The following is a 17956-nucleotide window of genomic DNA, read 5'->3' as shown; positions in this document are numbered from 1 at the left end:
CGTGTTTGTACCATTCAAGTTTATAAACATTTTCGGGAAGCAAGATGAACAAACTTAAGCTCATTCTAGTAGTCTCAGCATTGGCCGCCGCGAAGTCGGTGTTTGCAGTAGACGCGACGCTCAACTTCACAGGCACAATCATTCTGCCGACCTGCACGGTCGATTCGAGTAGTGCGAACCAGACGATCTCGCTCGACACGGCGAAGACGACCGATTTCGCGGCTGTGGGGTCCACTCAAAATCCTCGGCCGTTCAACGTGAAGTTGGCCGCTTGTGCTACGAACACCAACGTGACAATGACCGTGAATGGTACGAATGACACGTTGACCAGCGTGTTGAAAAACACCGGTTCAGCGGCGCAGGTGGGCGTGCAGTTGCTAAAGGCATCGAATGTTGGCGACACGACTGGATCGCCTATTACGCTTGGAAGCGCTGAATCGCTCGGTGCTGTGGATCAGACGAATGAGATGACCATCCCGATGGTTGCGCAGTTCTACCGACTTGGAGCAATGACGGGTGGTACGGTGACAGCAGTAGCTACAGTCAATTTCGCTTATAATTAACTGGTCTAAGGTTCGTTTTCCGAACTAACAATATGTGAGCCAATTTTAAGGATTCAGCGCGCTCTAAACGCTCCCAGATTGACTGGTCGACTAGTCACCGCGCTATCCGTCAAACATCCGCGTGTCGTTGCATCGATATCCATACGTAACGACCTTGGAAAACCCATTCTCGTCAACAGGTTCGAGAATTTTTATCAACGCTTTTACTTTAGATAGGTTCAAAAATGAGTATGCAGAAAATCACGCGAAGCGCACTCGCACAAGTCGATATCGCGGGCGCCGGTTCGACGTCATCTTCCTCATATACGAGCGTTACAATCAACATCAACCGAGCCGATACAACTGGTGGCCTCAAGTCCGGAATCGCGATATCTGTTCAGTAAGATAATTAGCTAGCGACTATGATTCGCGGAGCCATCACCGATGGCTCCGCGTTTTCTTAAAGCAGGGCTGCGACCTCTACGCCATGTCTGTCGCATCGGCGAACTTGCGCAGGAATGTACCCAAAGAATATGCCATTCGACATGAACATTATTCTTTGATTGCCACCGCTGCCCTAATTGTGCGAGCGATAGGCGGGCCGCTACAAATGGCCCCTCATCGTTCTGAAGGACGACCGCTTTCTATTTTCCCAGAACCCACGCGTTGGCGTCAGACATCCATACCATCTAACGATCCGCTAACGCCCCGCGGCTCACGCCCGATAAACGCCGCGCCTCGATTCCTCCTGACCTCCAGCGCATCGGCGATAAACTCTGCCAGCCTTCCGACATCTTTCCATCTCGAAGCCCTTCGCGCCGCATCCATATCTTCGCGCCGAATGATCGCCCTAAGCGTATCCACCGCGAGTGAACGCAGCCATATGCGCAAGCCTTCATCGCCGAGCTTGGCAAACTCCTTATGCACATCGGGCAAGGCGGTTTTCGGCGAGCGCGCACGCAAAGTCGGAACCGCATCCGCATCCCCATCCGCATCCGCATCCGCAGCCGCAGCCTCAGCCTCAGCCGCAGCATAGGCAGGAACCGCAGACGCAACCTCGGCAGCAACCTGAATCGGACTTGGAACCGCCGCAGGAACCTGCACTGCAGTCGGAGCCGCAGCCGCCTCCACCTCCTGCCCTACCGAAACCAACACCGCCCCTAGTCTCACCGCAAACCCAGGATAAACCGCCTCCTCCTCCTCCACCACCACCCGGGCAAGCCGCATCAACAACTTCCTCAATGGCATCGTGCTTCGCATAGCGCCCATATCTCCAAAGTAAGCTCGTGCAAAGCCTCATAGGCTTCGATGCCATACTTGCTTTTCAGCGTGCGCAGCCCCGCGTCCGCATCACCGCCTCGCGCGACGTCTACCGCCAGCGGAATTCTGCTCTTGAAAAAGCGCGGCTGCGGCACGCCCTCTTCCGAGAACTTGCCCAGTCGTCCATGGAACAAGTCCTCCATCACGCGCGCGTGCAGGTTGTTCCTCTGCACCTTGGTCGCGACGATCCCAAGCGGCTCGAGCACGCGCCCAAACCGCGCACCAAAGCTCCGCACGTTCTGCACGATCTGATAAATGCCCCAAGTCGAAACGATGTCCGGTATCGTCGGAATTACATAGCCCGTGGAAATGCGCAAGCCGTTCTTCGTGACGGAACCAAGACTCGGCGGACAATCGATAATCACATACTCGTAACGCTCAAGCACCGGCTCCAGCGCCTGACGCAAGACATCGAGCGGACTAATCAGAAAACCGGGGTTGTACGAGATCATCGCAATGCGCTCTTCGAAGTCGATCAACCGGATGCTCGAAGGCAAGAGATCGAGCCGCGCAATGCCGCCATCGACCGTGGAAACGCCGCGCACGATCGCTTTCTCTATATCGAATTTCGGCTTGCAATGCAGGTTGATCTTGTCTTCGAACAAATGTGCGATGGTTTGCCCTTCGCGATCGAGTTCGTCCCAGCGCTTTTTGGAGATGAGATTGATGGTTGCGTTCGTCTGCGGATCGAGGTCGATAAGCAACACGCGCTTGCGCAACTCGTGCGCAAGCATTTCGGCGACGGCCACCGCCGTCGTGGTCTTTCCCACGCCGCCCTTGAGATTGATAAAGCTCAATACATGCGGCAAGTTACTTCTGTATATCGACATCTCGCTCCAGCACTAGCTTCGTTCGGGAGAGAAATGTATGGATCGCTATGAAACGCCCGGCGCGCTTATCCCGTAATTAAGCCAGACGCCGATGCGCCATTTACCGCATCATCGGTCCTCGCGTTCGAGGAACCAGCAACTCGCCAAACGCATCCGCCGAAAGCGGTCGCGCCAGCAAGAAGCCTTGCATTTCATCGCACATCAAGTCTTGCAGGCGATTCAATTGCGATCCCGTCTCGACGCCTTCCGCGACCACATCCATGTCCAGCGAATGCGCGAGTGCAATGATCGCCGATACGATCGCGCGCCCTTCGTGGCCGTTCTCGTCCAGCCCGTTGGTAAAAAACCGGTCGATCTTCAATTGCTTCGCGCGAAACCGCTGCAGATACGCGAGACTCGAATAACCCGTGCCGAAATCGTCGATGGCGATTTCGAAGCCATTGTCCTGAAACGCGCGAATCATCTCGATGGTGCGCGGCGCGTCCTGCATGGCGACGGTCTCGGTGATCTCGAACATGATCTGGTCGCTCGGCACGCTCTCTTCACGCACGATTCGCATCACGTTCGCCACGAGGTCCACTTCGTTCATCTGACGCGGCGACAAGTTGATGGCCACCTTCACCGCCGGCCGCCCCTCGGCACGCCAGCGCGCGATATGTCGGCAAGTCTCGCGCACGACCCAGTAGCCGATCTGCACGATCTGCCCCGAGCGCTCCGCAATCGGAATGAATTCGAGCGGCGTCAGTACGCCGATCACGGGATGATCCAGCCGGATGAGCGCTTCCGCGCCCGCCAGCGTACCGTTGGCGCCGCGAAACTTCGGCTGGAACAGCAAATAGAAGTGTCCCGCGTTCAATGCCTCGTGCAACGCCTGCTGAATCTGCAAGGTCCGCACGGCGGCTTCGTTCATGCTCGCCTCGAAGAAGCGATAGGTGCTGCGCCCGCCGCGTTTCGCTTCGTACATGGCGATATCCGCGTGCTTGAGCAAGGCATCGACCGTGTCGCCGTCCTGCGGATAAAGCGCAATGCCGATGCTCGGCATTACCTGCAAGGTATGTTTCGCGACCATCAGCCCCTGACGCATGGATTCGAGCACGCGCTCGGCCATCTTTTCGGCATCGGCGGGCTCGGGAAGGTTTTCCAGCATCACGACGAATTCGTCGCCGCCGATGCGCGCCACCGTATCGCCACCACGCACGCATTGTTGCAGACGCCGGCCGAACGCCTTCAGCACTTCATCGCCGATGGAGTGGCCGAGCGAATCGTTGATCGTCTTGAAGCCGTCGAGGTCCATGAAGAGAATGGCGAAGCCGTTGCCGCCCGACTGCGCGCTCTTGATTGCGCGCTCGATGCGCTCGGTGATCGTGCTGCGATTCGGCAAATCGGTCAGCGTGTCGAAGGTCGCCATGCGCACGATCTGTCCGTTCAGCCGCGAGACGGAGCCGGCGAGGAACGCGGTGCGCGCATCGAGGCGCGACAGCACCAGCGTGATGATCAGAATGGTGAGCGTAAAGAGCACGACGGTAGTCGCGAGCCAGTGTGTATCGACATCGTTGGCCGCGCCGCAGATCGAACCCGGCGCGAATTCGGCCGCCGCGTTGCCGGTGTAATGCATGCCCGTGATGGCGATACCCATCACCAGCGCCGCCGCCGCGCGCTTGGTCAGCACGTGCGACTTGTTCGCGTCAGACAAGGTCCGCGCAATCCACAACGCCGCGCCCGAAGCCACGATGGCGATCACGATCGACGCCGCGAACAGCGTTGGGTCGTAGACGATCGCGGGCAGCATGCGCATGGCGGCATCGCCCGTATAGTGCATGGCCGCGATGCCCGCGCCCATCATCACGCTGCTGACCACGAGCCGTCGCGCCGTGAGCTTTGCGCCGGTGATCACGTAGAGCGCGAAGAAAGACGTCAGGACGGCGATGACCAGCGATCCCGTGGTGATCCAGAAGTCGTAGCCGAGCGGAATCGGCAACTGGAACGCCAGCACGCCGATGAAATGCATCGACCAGATGCCGAGGCCCATGGACGCCGCGCCGCCTGCGAGCCAGACGTGGCGCAGGCGCGACTGCCCAAGCATGGCGAGGCGGCCCGAAATGTCGAGCGCGGTGAAAGAGGCAAGCGTCGCGACGATCAAGGATGCCGCGACCAGCCATAAGTTATAGGTGCCGTGCATGTCCGGGCCGATGTCGAAGACTCAATAGTGTGAGCGTCTTATCGGCGCGGTATCGCGCTTCTTTAGTGTGCGACTGCAATTAGTTCCGCACGCAACTTTTGTCCAGGTAAGAAGCGCTTCACAGTTGCGAATCGAGAAGCGCGGCCACGCGTTCGAGCACGCGTTCACGCAAGGACCGATGTTGCCAGTCTTCCAGCGTGATGCGTTTGGCTCGGGTCACGTCGTCGTCGAAGATAGCGGTCTGCTGGGCCGCGAAGTCGCGGTCGTAGATGTTGAGATTGGCTTCGTCGTTGAGCTTGAAAGACCGGCTGTCGAAGTTGGTCGACCCGACCGACACGAGATATTCGTCGACCACGATCAGCTTGCAGTGGAACATGGTCGGCTGATATTCGTACATCTCCACGCCCGCCGCGAGCAGGTCGCCCCAGCAGGCGCGCGAGGCTTCGCGCACCGTGTGTGTATCGATCCGCTTGCCCGGCGTGATGATACGCACGCGCACGCCGCGCTTCGCCGCTTCCACGATGGCGTTGATCGTCAGCTTGTCCGGCACGAAATACGCACTCGACAGATGGATCGACGTCGTGGCGGCGGTGATCGCCATGAGATACATGAGTTGCATGTCGTCGCTACCGCCCGAGGGCGATGAGCTGAACATGTGCGCGAGGCCGTCGCCCGCGGGCGCGATCTCGGGAAAGTAGTCGCCGCCGTGCAGCACGTTGCCCGTGGCCTTGACCCAATTGTCCATGAAGACCGCCTGCATCTGTCCCACCGCCGGGCCGGTTATCCTGAAGTGCGTGTCGCGCCAATGCTTCTCGTCCTGAGCGTGTCCGGTCCATTCCTCGGCAATGCCGACGCCGCCCGTGTAGCCCGTATGACCGTCGATCACGAGCAACTTGCGGTGCGTACGGTCGTTCATGCGGCCAAGACCGGTCCAGTGCGGCTTGTGATACTGAATGACCTCCGCGCCCGCGTCCTTGAGCATCTGCAAGTAGCGCTTGTCCATCTTCGAGGAGCCGACCCAGTCGAGCAGCACGTGTACCGCGACGCCGGAGCGCGCTTTCTCGGCGAGCGCGGCGGCCACCTCTTCGCCTATCTTGCCCGACCAGTAGATGAACGTTTCGAAGGTAATGGTTTTCTTCGCCCCGCGAATGCCCGCGAGCATAGACGGGAAAATCTGATCGCCGTTGACGAGCATCTCGAAGCAGTTGCCATCCACGACGGGCGGGCCGAGCAACAGTCCCATCGAGCGGAGGAATTGCGGGTCGTCGCTCGCGTAGAGCCGTTCGATCTTGTGTTCGATCTTCTTTTCGCCGCTCGTCAGATTCGCGATCAGCAGCACGATGACCACGGTCACGACGACGGTCAGGACAATCACAGCAATCAGGGCAAGCGCCGGCATGCGGGGGTCTCGGTGAAGGAACTGGCGTCCGGGACCCACAGTGTATTGGGTTTTTGTTCAACCGCTAACTGCCGTCCAGCCCGCTTCCCGGCTCACCTTGGCGATTTCCTTGGCGATGGCGTCGCCCAGGCGCTTTTCATCGGACGATACATCCGCGTGCTTCGTCTCCGATACCGCGTGCATGCCGCCCGATACCGCGAGCGAACTCGCCACATGGCCCGCCGCCGCGCCGACGCCCGCCATTTCCGCGACGCCCGGTGCGTGGCCGCTGTCGCCCTTTGCATCGAACTGTTCGATGACTTGCGGCGCGCCGTGCGCCGGCTTGAAGACGAGTTGCACGTTCGCGCCCACCTTGCTTTCGCCCGCGCCGAGTCCGATCAGGACGCGCCGGCGGCGATTGCCCGCATCGATCGTGCTGAAGTCGCCGACCACGGCGAGCACGTTTTGATCGTCCGGCGGCGCGACGTCGGCGCGAATGGCGCGCAGACCCTGCGCTTGCAGCTTCGCGACGATTTCGTTGGCCACTTCCTCTCGCGCGGCCGTGGCGTCCTGCGCTTGCTGTGCGGCGGAAGTGTCGCCCGAGAACGCGCTGGAAAGCTTCGACACGAGACCATGTTGATCGAGCTTGACTTGGGACGCGTCGCTATCGAATGCGTAGACGTAGATCACGTCGGGGCCTGCGACGGTCTGCGCGTTTGCGTTCGCACAACCGGCCATGAGCGCCGCTCCGGCAAACAGGCTTGCCACCGTCGCCCGGCGAGCCAGCTTCAGCAGCGAGTGGAGCGAAGGGGTCTTGATCGAGTCGAACATGATGTGCACCTTTTATGCCGGCCGCGCCGGAAAGCAAAAATTCGGGGATATCGGACCGTATAACCGCGATCCTGGCTGTGCGTGACACGGCGCTTGGGTTCACTCGTTACCGCGATGTCTGCGTCACGCTGGTCGCCACTATGGACGATGCCCGCCGCGTGCGCCATCGAGCATTTATGTCGCGAGGTTTCACGTCTTTCGCGGCCTTCGCGGCCCGCGCCGGCGCACCGCTTGTGCAGAGGTGCACCACTTCTGGTTACCATGACCGCCAGGCGTCGCGCCAGGTGGCGCGCCGCATCCACGAATCGTTTTCAAGGAGCGCATATGGACCTCAAGATCGCCGGCAAGCTGGCATTCGTATCCGGATCGACCAAGGGCATCGGGCACGCCATCGCGGTGGGACTCGCGCGCGAAGGCGTGCAGGTGATCCTCAATGGCCGCTCGCAGGCTTCCGTCGATGCCGCCCTCGCCAAGCTCAAGGAGCAGGCGCCGGGCGCACAGGCCGAGGGTTTCGCGGGCGACGTATCGGATGCCGCTCAGGTCGCGGAACTCGTGAAGCGCTTCCCGAGTGTCGATATTCTCGTGAACAACATGGGCATCTTCGATCCCAAACCCTTCGAAGAAATTTCCGATGAAGAATGGCTGCGCTTCTTCAACGCCAACGTGATGTCGGGCGTGCGGCTTTCGCGCGCCTATCTGCCGAAGATGAAGGAGAAAAACTGGGGCCGCGTGGTGTTCATCAGCAGCGAAAGCGGTATTCAGATTCCCGTCGAGATGATTCACTACGGGTTGACCAAGACCGCGCAGTTGGCGCTGTCACGCGGTCTCGCCGAGACGTGTTCGGGCACGAACGTGACGGTCAATTCGGTCTTGCCCGGTCCGACGAGTTCGGAAGGCGTCACGGAATTCGCGGAGAAGCTCTCGGGCGGAAAGAGCCTGAAGGACTTCGAAAAGCAGTTCTTCGAGGAAGCCCGGCCGACCTCGATTCTCAAGCGCTTCATCACGCCCGAGGAGATTGCGAACACGGTCGTGTATGTGTGCTCGGAACTGTCTTCGGCGACCAACGGAGCGGCGGTTCGCGCGGATGGCGGCGTCGTGAAGTCGGCGTTTTAGCGCGACGCGTTCACTTCGGCGGCCTTTTCGAGCGCACTGACGATAGCCGCGACGGTTTTCTCGCGCGCGGCTTCGTCGTTCTGCCGCAGCGCATACGAAGGGTGATACGTGGCGACGATGAACTTGTCGCCATACGGCACCACGCGGCCGATATGCGCCTGCAAGGTCGCCCGCTTGCCGAGCAAGGCAGTCAGCGCCGTGGCCCCGAGCGTGACGATCACGCGCGCGCCGGTCTCCTGAAGCTCCTTGTCGAGCCAGTACGAACACGCTTCGATTTCCTGCTGCCCGGGCGTCTTGTGCAAGCGCCGCTTGCCGCGCGGCTCCCATTTGAAATGCTTGACCGCATTCGTGAGATAGACCTGCTCGCGCGGAAGCTGCGCGCGGCGCATGGCGTCGTCGAGTAACTGCCCTGCCGGGCCGACGAACGGTTCGCCCTTCAAATCTTCCTGATCGCCCGGTTGCTCGCCGAGCAGCATGATGCGCGCGTCGGCCGGGCCGCTGCCGGGTACGGCTTGCGTCGCGTGCTTCCACAGCGAACAGCGGCGGCATTCATCGAGCGATGTAGGCGCGTCGCGTTCGGGTTGCGCGGCGTCGGCTTCGACCTGCACCGCCTTGCCGCCGAGTGCGCCGACGCTGCGCGCCTGGCCGACACGCCGCGCGCCGCCGCGCGCATCGCTCACGAGCTTGGGAATGAGCGCGCCTTCGGGCAAACCTTTCCAGAACCGCACCGGCATGTGCTGTTCGAGCGCGTTCTCGTTCAATCGCGCCGGGTTGAAGATGCTTCGGTAGTAGGTCATCCAGAGCGCCTCGGCGGCGTCGGCGGTGTCGTTCGCGTGATCGGCGGCGAGCGCGCGGCGGCGCTCCAGTTGCAGGCGCTCGCCGTTGAAGAGCGCGGCGCCATCGGGCGTGGTGATGAGCCACGACGAGCGTCCCATGCGCGCCGCGAAGTGTTCGGCGGCCCAAGCGAGCACGTCGTGATCCGGCTCGTACCATGCGACGTACTCGGGTGCGCCGAGCGCCTCGTCGCGCTGCCGGAAACGCACGTAGGCGATCATGTCGTGCTGCGCGCGCCGCACGGCCTTGGCCATCTTGTAAAGCCGCGCGCCGTCTTCATCCGCGGGCGATGCCACCGAACGGTCGCCACGCGTCCAGCGCCATAGCACGAGATAGAGGAAGCTCCAGCGGCGTTCGTCGCGAAAGCAGGCTGCGTCTTTCAGCAACGCCGCCAGTTCCTTCGAAACCCGGATCCGTGCGGGCTTCACCTCGGAAGCGGCGGCGTCTTCAACGACGTCGCCGAACAGCGCAGGCGCTTGCGCCGCGCCTTCGGCCGTGCGCCATTCGATCGATTCGGGCGCGCGCTCTTTTGCCAGCGCGATGAGCGCCGCGCCCCGCCAGGAGTCGAAGTCGTCTTCTATCTCGATGACGTGCATGATCCGCTCAGATGAGCGACAACTGCACGGGCTCGGTCGCGAGCGAACGCCGCAACTGCTCCGTCGACGCCTCGCGCAACGGCGGCCGATAATCGTCCGTCACGATGAACGGTTTCACCTTGTCCATTGCGCAACGCAGCCGCGCGACATCGTGATACCGCACGCGCCGCGAACGGCGCAACTCGACGATACGCTTGGCATTACGCATGCCGATGCCCGGCACTCGCGAGATCATGCGCACGGGCGCGGCGTTCAGATCCACCGGAAAGCGTTCGCGATGCGACAGCGCCCAGGCGAGCTTAGGATCGATATCGAGCGAGAGGTTACCGGCCGTTCCGAGCAACTCCTGCGCTTCGAAGCCGTAGCCGCGCATCAGAAAATCCGCCTGATACAGCCGATGCTCGCGCAACAATGGCGGCGCCTGCGACGGCACACCCGACGGGCTGTCGGGGATCGGGCTGAAGGCCGAGTAATAGACGCGCTTGAGCTGATAAGAACCGTACAGCGTTTCCGCCGTGCCGAGAATGGTGCGGTCATCGGTCTCGTCCGCGCCAACGATCATCTGCGTGCTTTGCCCGGCGGGCGCGAAACGCGGCGCGCGCGGCTCCGCTTCCGACTCTTCGCGCGCCACGCGAATGTTGCCCATCGCGAGCTTGATGGTGCGGCCGCTCTTCTCCGGCGCAAGCCGTTCGAGGCTGATTTCGGTCGGCAGCTCGATGTTGACGCTCAAGCGGTCCGCATAACGCCCCGCCAGTTCGATGAGTTCCGGGTCGGCATCCGGTATGGTCTTCAGATGGATATAGCCGCGAAAGCGATGCTTTTCACGCAGCGATCGCGCTACTTGCACGAGTTGATCCATCGTGTAGTTCGACGAACGGATCACACCTGAACTGAGAAACAAGCCGTCGATGTAGTTGCGGCGATAAAAGTCCAGCGTGAGCTTGACGACTTCGTCCGGCGTGAAGCGGGCGCGCGGCACGTTACTCGACCGGCGGTTGATGCAGTAGCGGCAGTCGTAAAGACAAAAGTTGGTCAGCAAAATCTTGAGCAGCGAGACACAGCGGCCGTCCGGCGTGAAGCTGTGGCAAATGCCCGAGCCCGTGCTCGCGCCAAGCCCGTCGATGCCGCGCGATTCCCGTTTCGGCGCGCCGCCGCTGGCGCACGACGCGTCGTACTTAGCGGCGTCAGCAAGAATTTCGAGCTTTTCGGACAGATCCATCTTGGCTTTTATACTGTATATACGTACAGTATTCTAAGTGTGTAGGTAGCGGAAAGCAATCGACCGTTTTGGCGGTTTATTTGAGAGGATCATGGCCCCAGTTCATCAGCGAATAGCGCCAGTGCGAGTGCTCGACATCATTCGGTCGTTGCGCGAGGTGTCGCTTGATATAGCCGACCACTTTGCGCATATGCGCGTAGTCGTCATCGCTCAGGTCGGCTTTCTTCTTGCCGAGTATGTCGATAATGTGCCGCCCCGACTTGTGTCCCACGGACTCGCTGTTGCCGTCTTTCTGGCCAACTTCGCGGGATTGATCCGTCGCGAGCCACTTTTCTATCTGGTGCGGCGTCATGTTCACGAGGTCCTTGAAAGCCCCGTAGATTTGGGCTTCATCTTCGTCTGCAGGGTGTCCATGCTGCGCGTGTCGAGTGGTCATGAGCGTTCATCCGTTAAGTTTCTCGTCACGAAAGAGCAAGCCATGCACCCGGCAAGACGCCGCAAGCGTGCTAGCCTTTGTCCACTCACCTACGGAGAAATCAATGCGCTTTGATTACCGGTCCTTTCACATCGACTGCACCGCGCCACACGACGAAGACGGGAATTACCAGGCTCACGCGCGAATTACGCGCGCCTCGGAAGACGACACCGCGCATGTGGAAGTTTTCGATTCAGGCGATCTCGACTCCTTCCAGAGCCAGGCGGATGCGCTGCATTGCGCGCGCTCGTGGGCTATCGAGTGGTGTGACGAAGTGCTTGCCTAACCGCTAACCCGGTGTTCTTTCTTTCAGACGTCGACGGCTGAAAGCTGCTCGCTCGCAACGCGGCACGCCGATTGCGGTATGTAAGCAGCGACGTCGCTCCGGACACGAGGCGGCGCGCATCGAAATTCCACTCGGGAGGACATCATGAAGATTGCACAAAAAAGCTTGCTGGTATCGGCGCTGGTTCTGAGCTTGTCGGGCGCGGCATTCGCGCAGGGCGCGGGCGGTGGAGCAGGCGGCGGTGGCGGCACGGCAGGCGGTAACGGCGCGGGTCAAGGTGGCACGGGCATGAGCACACCGAACGCAAACGGCACGACGGGTTCGACCTCGGGCGCCACCGGTGGCGACACTTCCGGTTCGAACAGCAGCGGCTCGCACAAGATGGGCAAGATGAAAAAGGGCAGCTCGGGCATGTCGAACAACGGCATGTCGAACAACAGCACTGGCGGCCAGTCCAACTAAGTCGTCAACAGTTGAAAGCGCCCGGGCCTTGGTCCGGGCGTTTTCGTTTGTTCTTCATCGAATCGATGAATCAGCGCACGTCGGTCGTGAGCGAAAACGATGCCGTGATCGACTCACCCGCTTGCAGCACGCCTCCTCCCTTCAGCGCCGGCTCGACATTCAAATTGACCCAGTCCGCGACATTGCTCACCGGCTCCACGCAAAGCAGTGAAGGAAACACGGCCGGCGCGTAGATCACCATGAAGTCCAGCGGTGCATCGGCGTGCAGCGTGACCGAGCGGCCTTCGTTCGGCCAGTCGATTGTCGCCGTGTGCTTCCAACCCGTGAAGTGGTTATCCAGATCGAAGCCGTTTGCAGACATACCTTGCGTCGAAGTCAGTGCATCGACGCTAGCATGCGGACCGGCGTGCAGCGGCAGCGGATCGGGACTTGCATGCCACATCGAGTCGACATTTGCGTGAACGAAAGTCGCTTCGGTGCGCGGAAAGTACGGGTGATGTCCCATGCCGAAGGGCATCGCTCTTGGCGAGAGATTGCGCATGGTGATCGTCACATGGAGCGCATGTGCGTCGAGCGTGATGCGCTGTTCGGCTTCGTAAGCGAACGGCCAGTGATGCGCGGCTTCTTGCGAAGGCTCGTGCCGCAAACTCAACGTCGCCTGCGCCTCCGATAACGCGCTCACTTGCCACGGCAGCCGCCACGCATTGCCATGCAGCGCGTGCGCAAAACCGTTGCCGTCGCCGGACAGATCGATCTCCACGCCATCGAAGGCAAAGCGCGCATCGCGAATGCGGTTGCAATACGGCAGCAACGGAAAACTGCCCATGCCGAGCGGATTCCTTGAAGCGAGCGCATCCGGCGTGGCGGGCCGCAGCCAGTGAACCACGCCGTCATCGCGCGTTTCGAAGAACGCCGCTATCGCGCCGCCAATATGAGGAGCGAGCACAACACGCCGCGCGCCATGACGAAGTTCGACGAGCGCTTCATTCCCGCGGGCGTTGGAGTCTAGAGCGGCGTTCAATATGCAAACTGCCGGTAGCTTTCGTCGAAGGTGCGCGCCGTGCTTTCGACTTGCGGGTTGTAACGCAGCAAACGCTTCGCGCGAGCGGGCAAGCTGGCGAAGACATCGCGCGGCACGTCGATCCGCACTTCGGGCCGGAAATACCACGCCCGGCTGTAGCCGACCACGACCATAGGCCGGGGCGCACCGGAAAGATTCGGTGTGCCGCGATGCAAGCCGCGTACATCGCGAATCATCACGTCGCCAACTCGCATTGGCACGCGTTCGGCGGGGAAGCGGCCATCGGCGAGACCGGCGAGCGCTTCTTCGCGCGACATGCGATGCGTGCCGCGCGTGGTTTCGAGCGGACCGTTGCTGTCGTCGACATCGACGAGCGGGAAGTTCACCGCTAGCTGGAACGAAGGCGTTTCCGGCGCGTCGTCGAAGAGCGCGGGCGTATCGCGATGCCAGTCCTGAAAGTCCGAACCGCGCACGGGCGTATCAGTTGCGAGCTGGCACATGACCGGATCGGCGCCGGCTACGCGCTCGACGATGGCCACGATGTCCTCATCGCAAAAAATCGATGGATCGGCAAATGCGCCTTCGAAAGGCAAGGTCACGTAATAGCGGCCTGGCCCGCGATTGCCGTCCGCTGCTTCTCTATGCGGCGCGAGCAAAGGCATGAACGCATCGCGCCAGGCTTCGATGGTTGCGCGTGGAAAGTGTTCCCGCAACAAAACGAAGCCATCGCGCTCGAAGTCCTGCGCGAGCGCATCTCTTGCGGTCTCGTCGTATCGGCCCATGCGTGTCGTCTCCTTGTTTTATGTTTGCCGAAGTGAAGCCAAGAATGGCATGGGCGTAATCCGTCCGTCAATATTATTAGTAATTTTCCACGCAAAACCAGTGAAAACCCCGAGCGGCATTTCGCGGGATCATCATTAATATTAGCGGCACGCTCACGGATGAATCGCCGCCGTTACGACGGCGCGCCAGATGAAGAAAACCACCCAACGCCGCCCGACGATGACCGACATCGCGAAACTCACCGGAGTCTCGCAATCGACGGTATCGCTCGTGCTGAACAACGCGTCCGGCGCGAAGTTTTCCGACGCCACGCGCGACAAGGTGCTGCGCGCCGCGCACGAACTCGGCTATCGCATGACGCAGCGCGAGCCGCTTTCGTTCGCGCCGCTGGATACGGCGGAGCGCAATCTGATCGTCTATCTGGCCGATGAAATCTCGACCAGTCCGCATCCGGTGGTAAGCATCGACGGCGCGCGCGATGCCGCCTTCGCCCACGGCCGCATGCTCGCGGTTTATTCGACGCACGGCAACGCGGAAATCGAGGCGCGCGTGCTCGACGCGACGCTCGGCAATCCGGACGTGCTCGGCGTGATCTACGCGACGGTCTACACGCGCCGCGTCACGGTGCCCGCCGCGCTCGAACAGGTGCCGACCGTGCTGCTCAACTGCTATGCGAGCGAAGCGAACGTGTCTTCGGTCGTGCCGGCGGAGGTCGCGGGCGGTCACACGGCGACGGATCATTTGCTGGCGGCGGGGCATCGGCGAATTGGTTATATCAACGGCGAACCGTGGCAAGACGCGGCGCGCGACCGGCTCAAGGGTTATCGCACGGCATTGGCGACGGCGGACCTGCCGTTTGCGCCGGAACTGGTCCGCGAAGGCGACTGGGGACCGGCCACTGGATTCGAGCAGACGCTTTCATTGATGCGCGAGGCGAATCCGCCGACGGCCATCTTCTGCGCCAACGACCTGATGGCGCTCGGTGCAATCGAAGCGCTCAAGCAACTCGGACTGCGCGTGCCCGACGATGTCTCCGTGCTCGGCTACGACGATCAGGAGATCGCGCGCCATACGCATCCGCCGTTGTCGAGCGTGGTCTTGCCCAACTACGACCTGGGTCGCTGGGCCGTGGAAACGCTACTGCAGGAAGAACACAATCGCGCGGCCGGCGCACCGGTGCGACGCCGCACCGTGAAGCTGGACGGCCCGCTCATCGAACGCGGTTCCGTCAGGGAAATTACCGAAGCAAAGCAACTCGCAATTAATAATATTAGCGATGACGAGTCATAAGCCGACCATGCACTCGCCGGAAATCAACTCTCGCAGCAGCAGACCGGGCAACACATAAGCATCGGCATCAATAGAAGAAGGCACCTATCCCTATCGGAGGAAGACATGCTGTCGCTAGAAAAGAACACTCGCCTGGGCTTGCGCCCGCTCGCCGCCACGCTTGCCGCCCTGACGCTCGCCATGGGTTTCAGCGCGGCCCATGCCGCCGATGACGGCTTGCCGAAGATCGCCAACAAGAAGCCGCTCAAGGTCGGCTTTGCGCAGACCGAGAGCAACAATCCGTGGCGGCTCGCGGAAACCAAGAGCTTCAAGGATGTCGCCGCGAAATGCGGCTGGCAGGTGGTCATGACCGACGCGAACAGTTCGGCCGCGAAGCAGGTATCGGACATTCAAAGCATGATCGCGCAGCACGTCGACCTGCTCGTGTTCCCGCCGCGCGAAGAGAAGCCGCTCGTGCCGGTCATCCTGCAGGCCAAGAAAGCCGGCATTCCGGTGATACTCGTCGACCGCAACGTCGATCAATCGACGGTGAAGGCCGGCCGCGACTACATCACGTTCATCGGTTCGGACTTCATCGATCAGGGTCAGCGCGCCGCCGACTGGCTCGTTAAGGCGACCAACGGCAAGGCGACGATCATCGAACTGGAAGGCTCCACGGGCGCCTCTGCTGCAAACGACCGCAAGAAAGGTTTCGACGATGTCATCGCGAAGAACTCGGGCATGAAGATCGTCGCGTCGCAAAGCGGCGATTTCGCGCGCGACAAGGGTCGTCAAGTCATGGAAACGCTGTTGCAGGCGCATCCGGACGTGACCGCCGTCTACGCGCATAACGACGAAATGGCGCTCGGCGCAATCGCGGCGATCAAGGCGGCCGGCAAGCAGCCGGGCAAGGACATCGTGCTCGTGACCATCGACGGCACCAAGGGCGGACTCGAAGCCATTCAGGCGGGCGAACTGGGCGCAAGCGTGCAGTCGAGTCCGTTCTTCGGCCCGCTCGCGTGCGATGTCGCGCAGAAGTTCGCGAAGGGCGAAACCATCCCGCCGTGGGTCAAGGTCTCGGACCGCTTCTACGACAAGAGCAACGTCAAGGAAAGCATGCAGTACGGGTATTGAGCGCAGTTGGCTGGTTCGCGGGCGTCTATTCACGGACGCCCGCTCTTTTCTCCGGACGAACACCGACGCCATGCCCAACGCTCCCCTCCTCGACATGCAGGACATCGACATCGCTTTCGGCGGTACGCCCGCATTGAAGCGCGCCCGCCTCACCGTGGCGGCGGGCGAAGTGCACGCGCTCATCGGCCAGAACGGCGCAGGCAAGTCCACGCTCATCAAGATTCTCACGGGCGCGTATAGAAAGACGGCGGGCACGATTCGTTTCGATGGCCGCGAAACCGATTTCCGCACGCCCAAGGAAGCGCGTGAAGCGGGCATCAGCACGATCTATCAGGAGATCAACCTGGTGCCGTTCCGGTCGGTGGCCGAGAACATCTTTCTCGGACGCGAACCGCGCCGCTTCGGACTCATCGACTGGAAAACCGTGCAGCGGCGCGCGCATGAATTGCTCGAATCGTTCGGCCTTCACATCGACGTCAAAAAGCCCGTGCGCGAATATTCCACCGCCATTCAGCAGATGGTCGCGCTGGCGCGCGCGGTATCGTCGGATGCGAAGATGGTGATCATGGACGAATCGACTTCCTCGCTCGACGAGCGTGAAGTCGAATTGCTGTTCACGGTCGTGCGCCGCTTGCGTGACGACGGCCGCGCGGTCATCTTCGTGTCGCACCGGCTGGATGAACTCTATGCACTGTGCGACCGCGTCACGGTGATGCGCGACGGCCAGACCGTCGCCGAAAGCAGCATGCAGGAGATGGACAAGCTCAAGCTCGTCACGACCATGCTCGGCCGCACGCTTGCCGCCGTCGTGCACGAAGACGATGCCGTGAAGGAAGCGAATCTCGCCAAGCGCGGCGCGGTGGCGTTGCGCGCGCAGGGTCTCTCGGCGGGCGCGAAAGTCACCGACGTCACGCTCGATGTCCACGCGGGCGAAGCCGTCGGACTCGCCGGATTGCTCGGCTCGGGCCGCACGGAAACCATGCGCCTGTTGTTTGGCGCGGACCGTCCGTCCAACGGCACGCTCGCGGTCGACGGCGCGGAGGTCGCATTCAAGTCGCCGAAAGACGCCATCGCGCGCGGCATCGCTTATCTCACCGAGGATCGCAAAGCCGAAGGCATCGTGCCGGAGCTTTCCGTGCGCGACAACCTCACGCTCGTGTGCCTGCCGGCGCTGACCAGACGCGGCGTGATCGACGTGGCCAAACAGCGCGAAATCGTCGATGGCTTCATCACCTCGCTCGGCATCAAGCTGCGCTCGCCGGATCAGCCGATCCGCGAGCTATCGGGCGGCAATCAGCAGAAGGTGCTGCTCGCGCGCTGGCTCGCGACCAACCCGCGTCTCTTGCTGCTCGACGAACCCACGCGCGGTATCGACGTCGGCGCGAAAGCCGATGTCGCGAAAATCGTGCGCGAGTTACGCGATGCGGGGCTTGCGGTGCTGCTGTCGGCATCGGAACTGGAAGAGTTGACGGCGGTGGCCGATCGCGCGGTCGTGATCCGCGACGGCGAAACGGTCGCGCAACTGGACGGCGCGCAGATGACCGAGACCTCGATCATGGATGCGATCGCTTACGGCACGGGCGAGGAATCGACATTGGCTTCGGCCGCTCAAGGAACCGAGTCGTGATAGAGAAAACCAGCGCACCTATCGTCGCGGATACCGCGCCCGCGCGGAAGAAAAAAC

17 protein-coding genes are annotated in these 17956 nt (G+C 61.5%); 7 read left to right on the top strand and 10 right to left on the bottom strand.

From position 1 onward, the window contains the following. The first annotated feature begins 44 nt into the window (after positions 1–44). Entirely contained in the window at positions 45–563 is a 519-nt protein-coding gene (locus NCR98_RS25140; protein ID WP_250527647.1) for a fimbrial protein, read from the top strand. Positions 564–1214: 651 nt separating this feature from the next. Here the strand turns inward: NCR98_RS25140 and NCR98_RS25135 are convergent. From NCR98_RS25135 to NCR98_RS25115, 5 genes are all read right to left on the bottom strand, one after another. Continuing rightward, on the bottom strand, positions 1215–1769 hold the full coding sequence (locus NCR98_RS25135) for a hypothetical protein (RefSeq protein ID WP_250527646.1): 555 nt from the start codon (positions 1767–1769) through the stop codon (positions 1215–1217). A gap of 11 nt (positions 1770–1780) precedes the next feature. Next, positions 1781–2692, bottom strand: a complete 912-nt coding sequence (locus tag NCR98_RS25130; RefSeq protein WP_250494544.1) for a ParA family protein — start codon at positions 2690–2692, stop codon at positions 1781–1783. Positions 2693–2792: 100 nt separating this feature from the next. Then, the gene (locus tag NCR98_RS25125; RefSeq protein WP_250527645.1) at positions 2793–4871 is read right to left on the bottom strand and encodes a putative bifunctional diguanylate cyclase/phosphodiesterase; all 2079 of its coding nucleotides are present in this window, start codon (positions 4869–4871) and stop codon (positions 2793–2795) included. A 118-nt stretch (positions 4872–4989) separates the two neighbouring features. Continuing rightward, on the bottom strand, positions 4990–6270 hold the full coding sequence (cls, locus tag NCR98_RS25120; protein ID WP_244830842.1) for a cardiolipin synthase: 1281 nt from the start codon (positions 6268–6270) through the stop codon (positions 4990–4992). Between the two features lie 57 nt (positions 6271–6327). Further along, positions 6328–7080 carry a DUF4410 domain-containing protein gene (locus NCR98_RS25115; protein WP_250527644.1) on the bottom strand — a complete coding sequence of 251 codons (753 nt, stop codon included), beginning with the start codon at positions 7078–7080 and terminating at the stop codon, positions 6328–6330. A gap of 324 nt (positions 7081–7404) precedes the next feature. Here NCR98_RS25115 and NCR98_RS25110 point away from each other — a divergent pair, with 324 nt between their 5' ends. Beyond that, the gene (locus tag NCR98_RS25110) at positions 7405–8193 is read left to right on the top strand and encodes an SDR family NAD(P)-dependent oxidoreductase (RefSeq protein ID WP_250469309.1); all 789 of its coding nucleotides are present in this window, start codon (positions 7405–7407) and stop codon (positions 8191–8193) included. Here the strand turns inward: NCR98_RS25110 and NCR98_RS25105 are convergent. The 3 genes from NCR98_RS25105 to NCR98_RS25095 all read right to left on the bottom strand — a co-directional run bounded on the left by NCR98_RS25105 (position 8190) and on the right by NCR98_RS25095 (position 11278). Continuing rightward, positions 8190–9623 carry a UdgX family uracil-DNA binding protein gene (locus NCR98_RS25105; protein ID WP_250527643.1) on the bottom strand — a complete coding sequence of 478 codons (1434 nt, stop codon included), beginning with the start codon at positions 9621–9623 and terminating at the stop codon, positions 8190–8192. The genes NCR98_RS25110 and NCR98_RS25105 overlap by 4 nt on opposite strands. 7 nt (positions 9624–9630) lie before the next feature. Next, entirely contained in the window at positions 9631–10842 is a 1212-nt protein-coding gene (locus NCR98_RS25100; protein WP_244830846.1) for a putative DNA modification/repair radical SAM protein, read from the bottom strand. Between the two features lie 76 nt (positions 10843–10918). Next, complete coding sequence (locus tag NCR98_RS25095; RefSeq protein ID WP_250469307.1) at positions 10919–11278, bottom strand: DUF3140 domain-containing protein; 360 nt, start codon at positions 11276–11278, stop codon at positions 10919–10921. 103 nt (positions 11279–11381) lie between these two features. Here NCR98_RS25095 and NCR98_RS25090 point away from each other — a divergent pair, with 103 nt between their 5' ends. Both NCR98_RS25090 and NCR98_RS25085 read left to right on the top strand, forming a co-directional pair. Continuing rightward, positions 11382–11603, top strand: coding sequence for a hypothetical protein (locus NCR98_RS25090; RefSeq protein ID WP_244830848.1), 222 nt, complete (start codon positions 11382–11384; stop codon positions 11601–11603). A gap of 144 nt (positions 11604–11747) precedes the next feature. After that, entirely contained in the window at positions 11748–12065 is a 318-nt protein-coding gene (locus tag NCR98_RS25085; protein WP_244830849.1) for a hypothetical protein, read from the top strand. 70 nt (positions 12066–12135) lie between these two features. On the opposite strand, the gene NCR98_RS25080 is transcribed toward NCR98_RS25085, so the two are convergent. After that, the gene (locus tag NCR98_RS25080) at positions 12136–13086 is read right to left on the bottom strand and encodes an aldose 1-epimerase (protein WP_284503943.1); all 951 of its coding nucleotides are present in this window, start codon (positions 13084–13086) and stop codon (positions 12136–12138) included. Next, a complete protein-coding gene (locus NCR98_RS25075) occupies positions 13083–13868 on the bottom strand; it encodes a phytanoyl-CoA dioxygenase family protein (protein WP_250527641.1) in 786 nt (261 codons plus the stop codon). Before NCR98_RS25075 ends, NCR98_RS25080 begins: the two co-directional genes overlap by 4 nt. A 190-nt stretch (positions 13869–14058) precedes the next feature. Here NCR98_RS25075 and NCR98_RS25070 point away from each other — a divergent pair, with 190 nt between their 5' ends. The 3 genes from NCR98_RS25070 (at position 14059) to NCR98_RS25060 (ending at position 17899) form a co-directional block, all read left to right on the top strand. After that, positions 14059–15159, top strand: coding sequence for a LacI family DNA-binding transcriptional regulator (locus tag NCR98_RS25070; RefSeq protein WP_244830852.1), 1101 nt, complete (start codon positions 14059–14061; stop codon positions 15157–15159). A gap of 105 nt (positions 15160–15264) precedes the next feature. Further along, a complete protein-coding gene (locus NCR98_RS25065) occupies positions 15265–16272 on the top strand; it encodes an ABC transporter substrate-binding protein (protein WP_244830853.1) in 1008 nt (335 codons plus the stop codon). A 70-nt stretch (positions 16273–16342) separates the two neighbouring features. After that, positions 16343–17899, top strand: a complete 1557-nt coding sequence (locus tag NCR98_RS25060) for a sugar ABC transporter ATP-binding protein (RefSeq protein WP_250527640.1) — start codon at positions 16343–16345, stop codon at positions 17897–17899. Positions 17900–17956: the final 57 nt, after the last annotated feature.

The sequence above is a fragment of the Caballeronia sp. GAWG2-1 genome (genome assembly GCF_023631405.1).
Taxonomy (GTDB): domain Bacteria; phylum Pseudomonadota; class Gammaproteobacteria; order Burkholderiales; family Burkholderiaceae; genus Caballeronia.
Note: the sequence above shows the minus strand (reverse complement) of the source record. Positions and strands in the feature narration are given on the sequence as shown.

Coding starts and splice junctions, on each gene's coding strand:
- NCR98_RS25140 (WP_250527647.1), top strand. CDS start 45: ATGAACAAACTTAAGCTCATTCTAGTAGTCTCAGCATTGGCCGCCGCG.
- NCR98_RS25135 (WP_250527646.1), bottom strand. CDS start 1,769: ATGCGGCTTGCCCGGGTGGTGGTGGAGGAGGAGGAGGCGGTTTATCCT.
- NCR98_RS25130 (WP_250494544.1), bottom strand. CDS start 2,692: ATGTCGATATACAGAAGTAACTTGCCGCATGTATTGAGCTTTATCAAT.
- NCR98_RS25125 (WP_250527645.1), bottom strand. CDS start 4,871: ATGCACGGCACCTATAACTTATGGCTGGTCGCGGCATCCTTGATCGTC.
- cls (WP_244830842.1), bottom strand. CDS start 6,270: ATGCCGGCGCTTGCCCTGATTGCTGTGATTGTCCTGACCGTCGTCGTG.
- NCR98_RS25115 (WP_250527644.1), bottom strand. CDS start 7,080: ATGTTCGACTCGATCAAGACCCCTTCGCTCCACTCGCTGCTGAAGCTG.
- NCR98_RS25110 (WP_250469309.1), top strand. CDS start 7,405: ATGGACCTCAAGATCGCCGGCAAGCTGGCATTCGTATCCGGATCGACC.
- NCR98_RS25105 (WP_250527643.1), bottom strand. CDS start 9,623: ATGCACGTCATCGAGATAGAAGACGACTTCGACTCCTGGCGGGGCGCG.
- NCR98_RS25100 (WP_244830846.1), bottom strand. CDS start 10,842: ATGGATCTGTCCGAAAAGCTCGAAATTCTTGCTGACGCCGCTAAGTAC.
- NCR98_RS25095 (WP_250469307.1), bottom strand. CDS start 11,278: ATGACCACTCGACACGCGCAGCATGGACACCCTGCAGACGAAGATGAA.
- NCR98_RS25090 (WP_244830848.1), top strand. CDS start 11,382: ATGCGCTTTGATTACCGGTCCTTTCACATCGACTGCACCGCGCCACAC.
- NCR98_RS25085 (WP_244830849.1), top strand. CDS start 11,748: ATGAAGATTGCACAAAAAAGCTTGCTGGTATCGGCGCTGGTTCTGAGC.
- NCR98_RS25075 (WP_250527641.1), bottom strand. CDS start 13,868: ATGGGCCGATACGACGAGACCGCAAGAGATGCGCTCGCGCAGGACTTC.
- NCR98_RS25070 (WP_244830852.1), top strand. CDS start 14,059: ATGAAGAAAACCACCCAACGCCGCCCGACGATGACCGACATCGCGAAA.
- NCR98_RS25065 (WP_244830853.1), top strand. CDS start 15,265: ATGCTGTCGCTAGAAAAGAACACTCGCCTGGGCTTGCGCCCGCTCGCC.
- NCR98_RS25060 (WP_250527640.1), top strand. CDS start 16,343: ATGCCCAACGCTCCCCTCCTCGACATGCAGGACATCGACATCGCTTTC.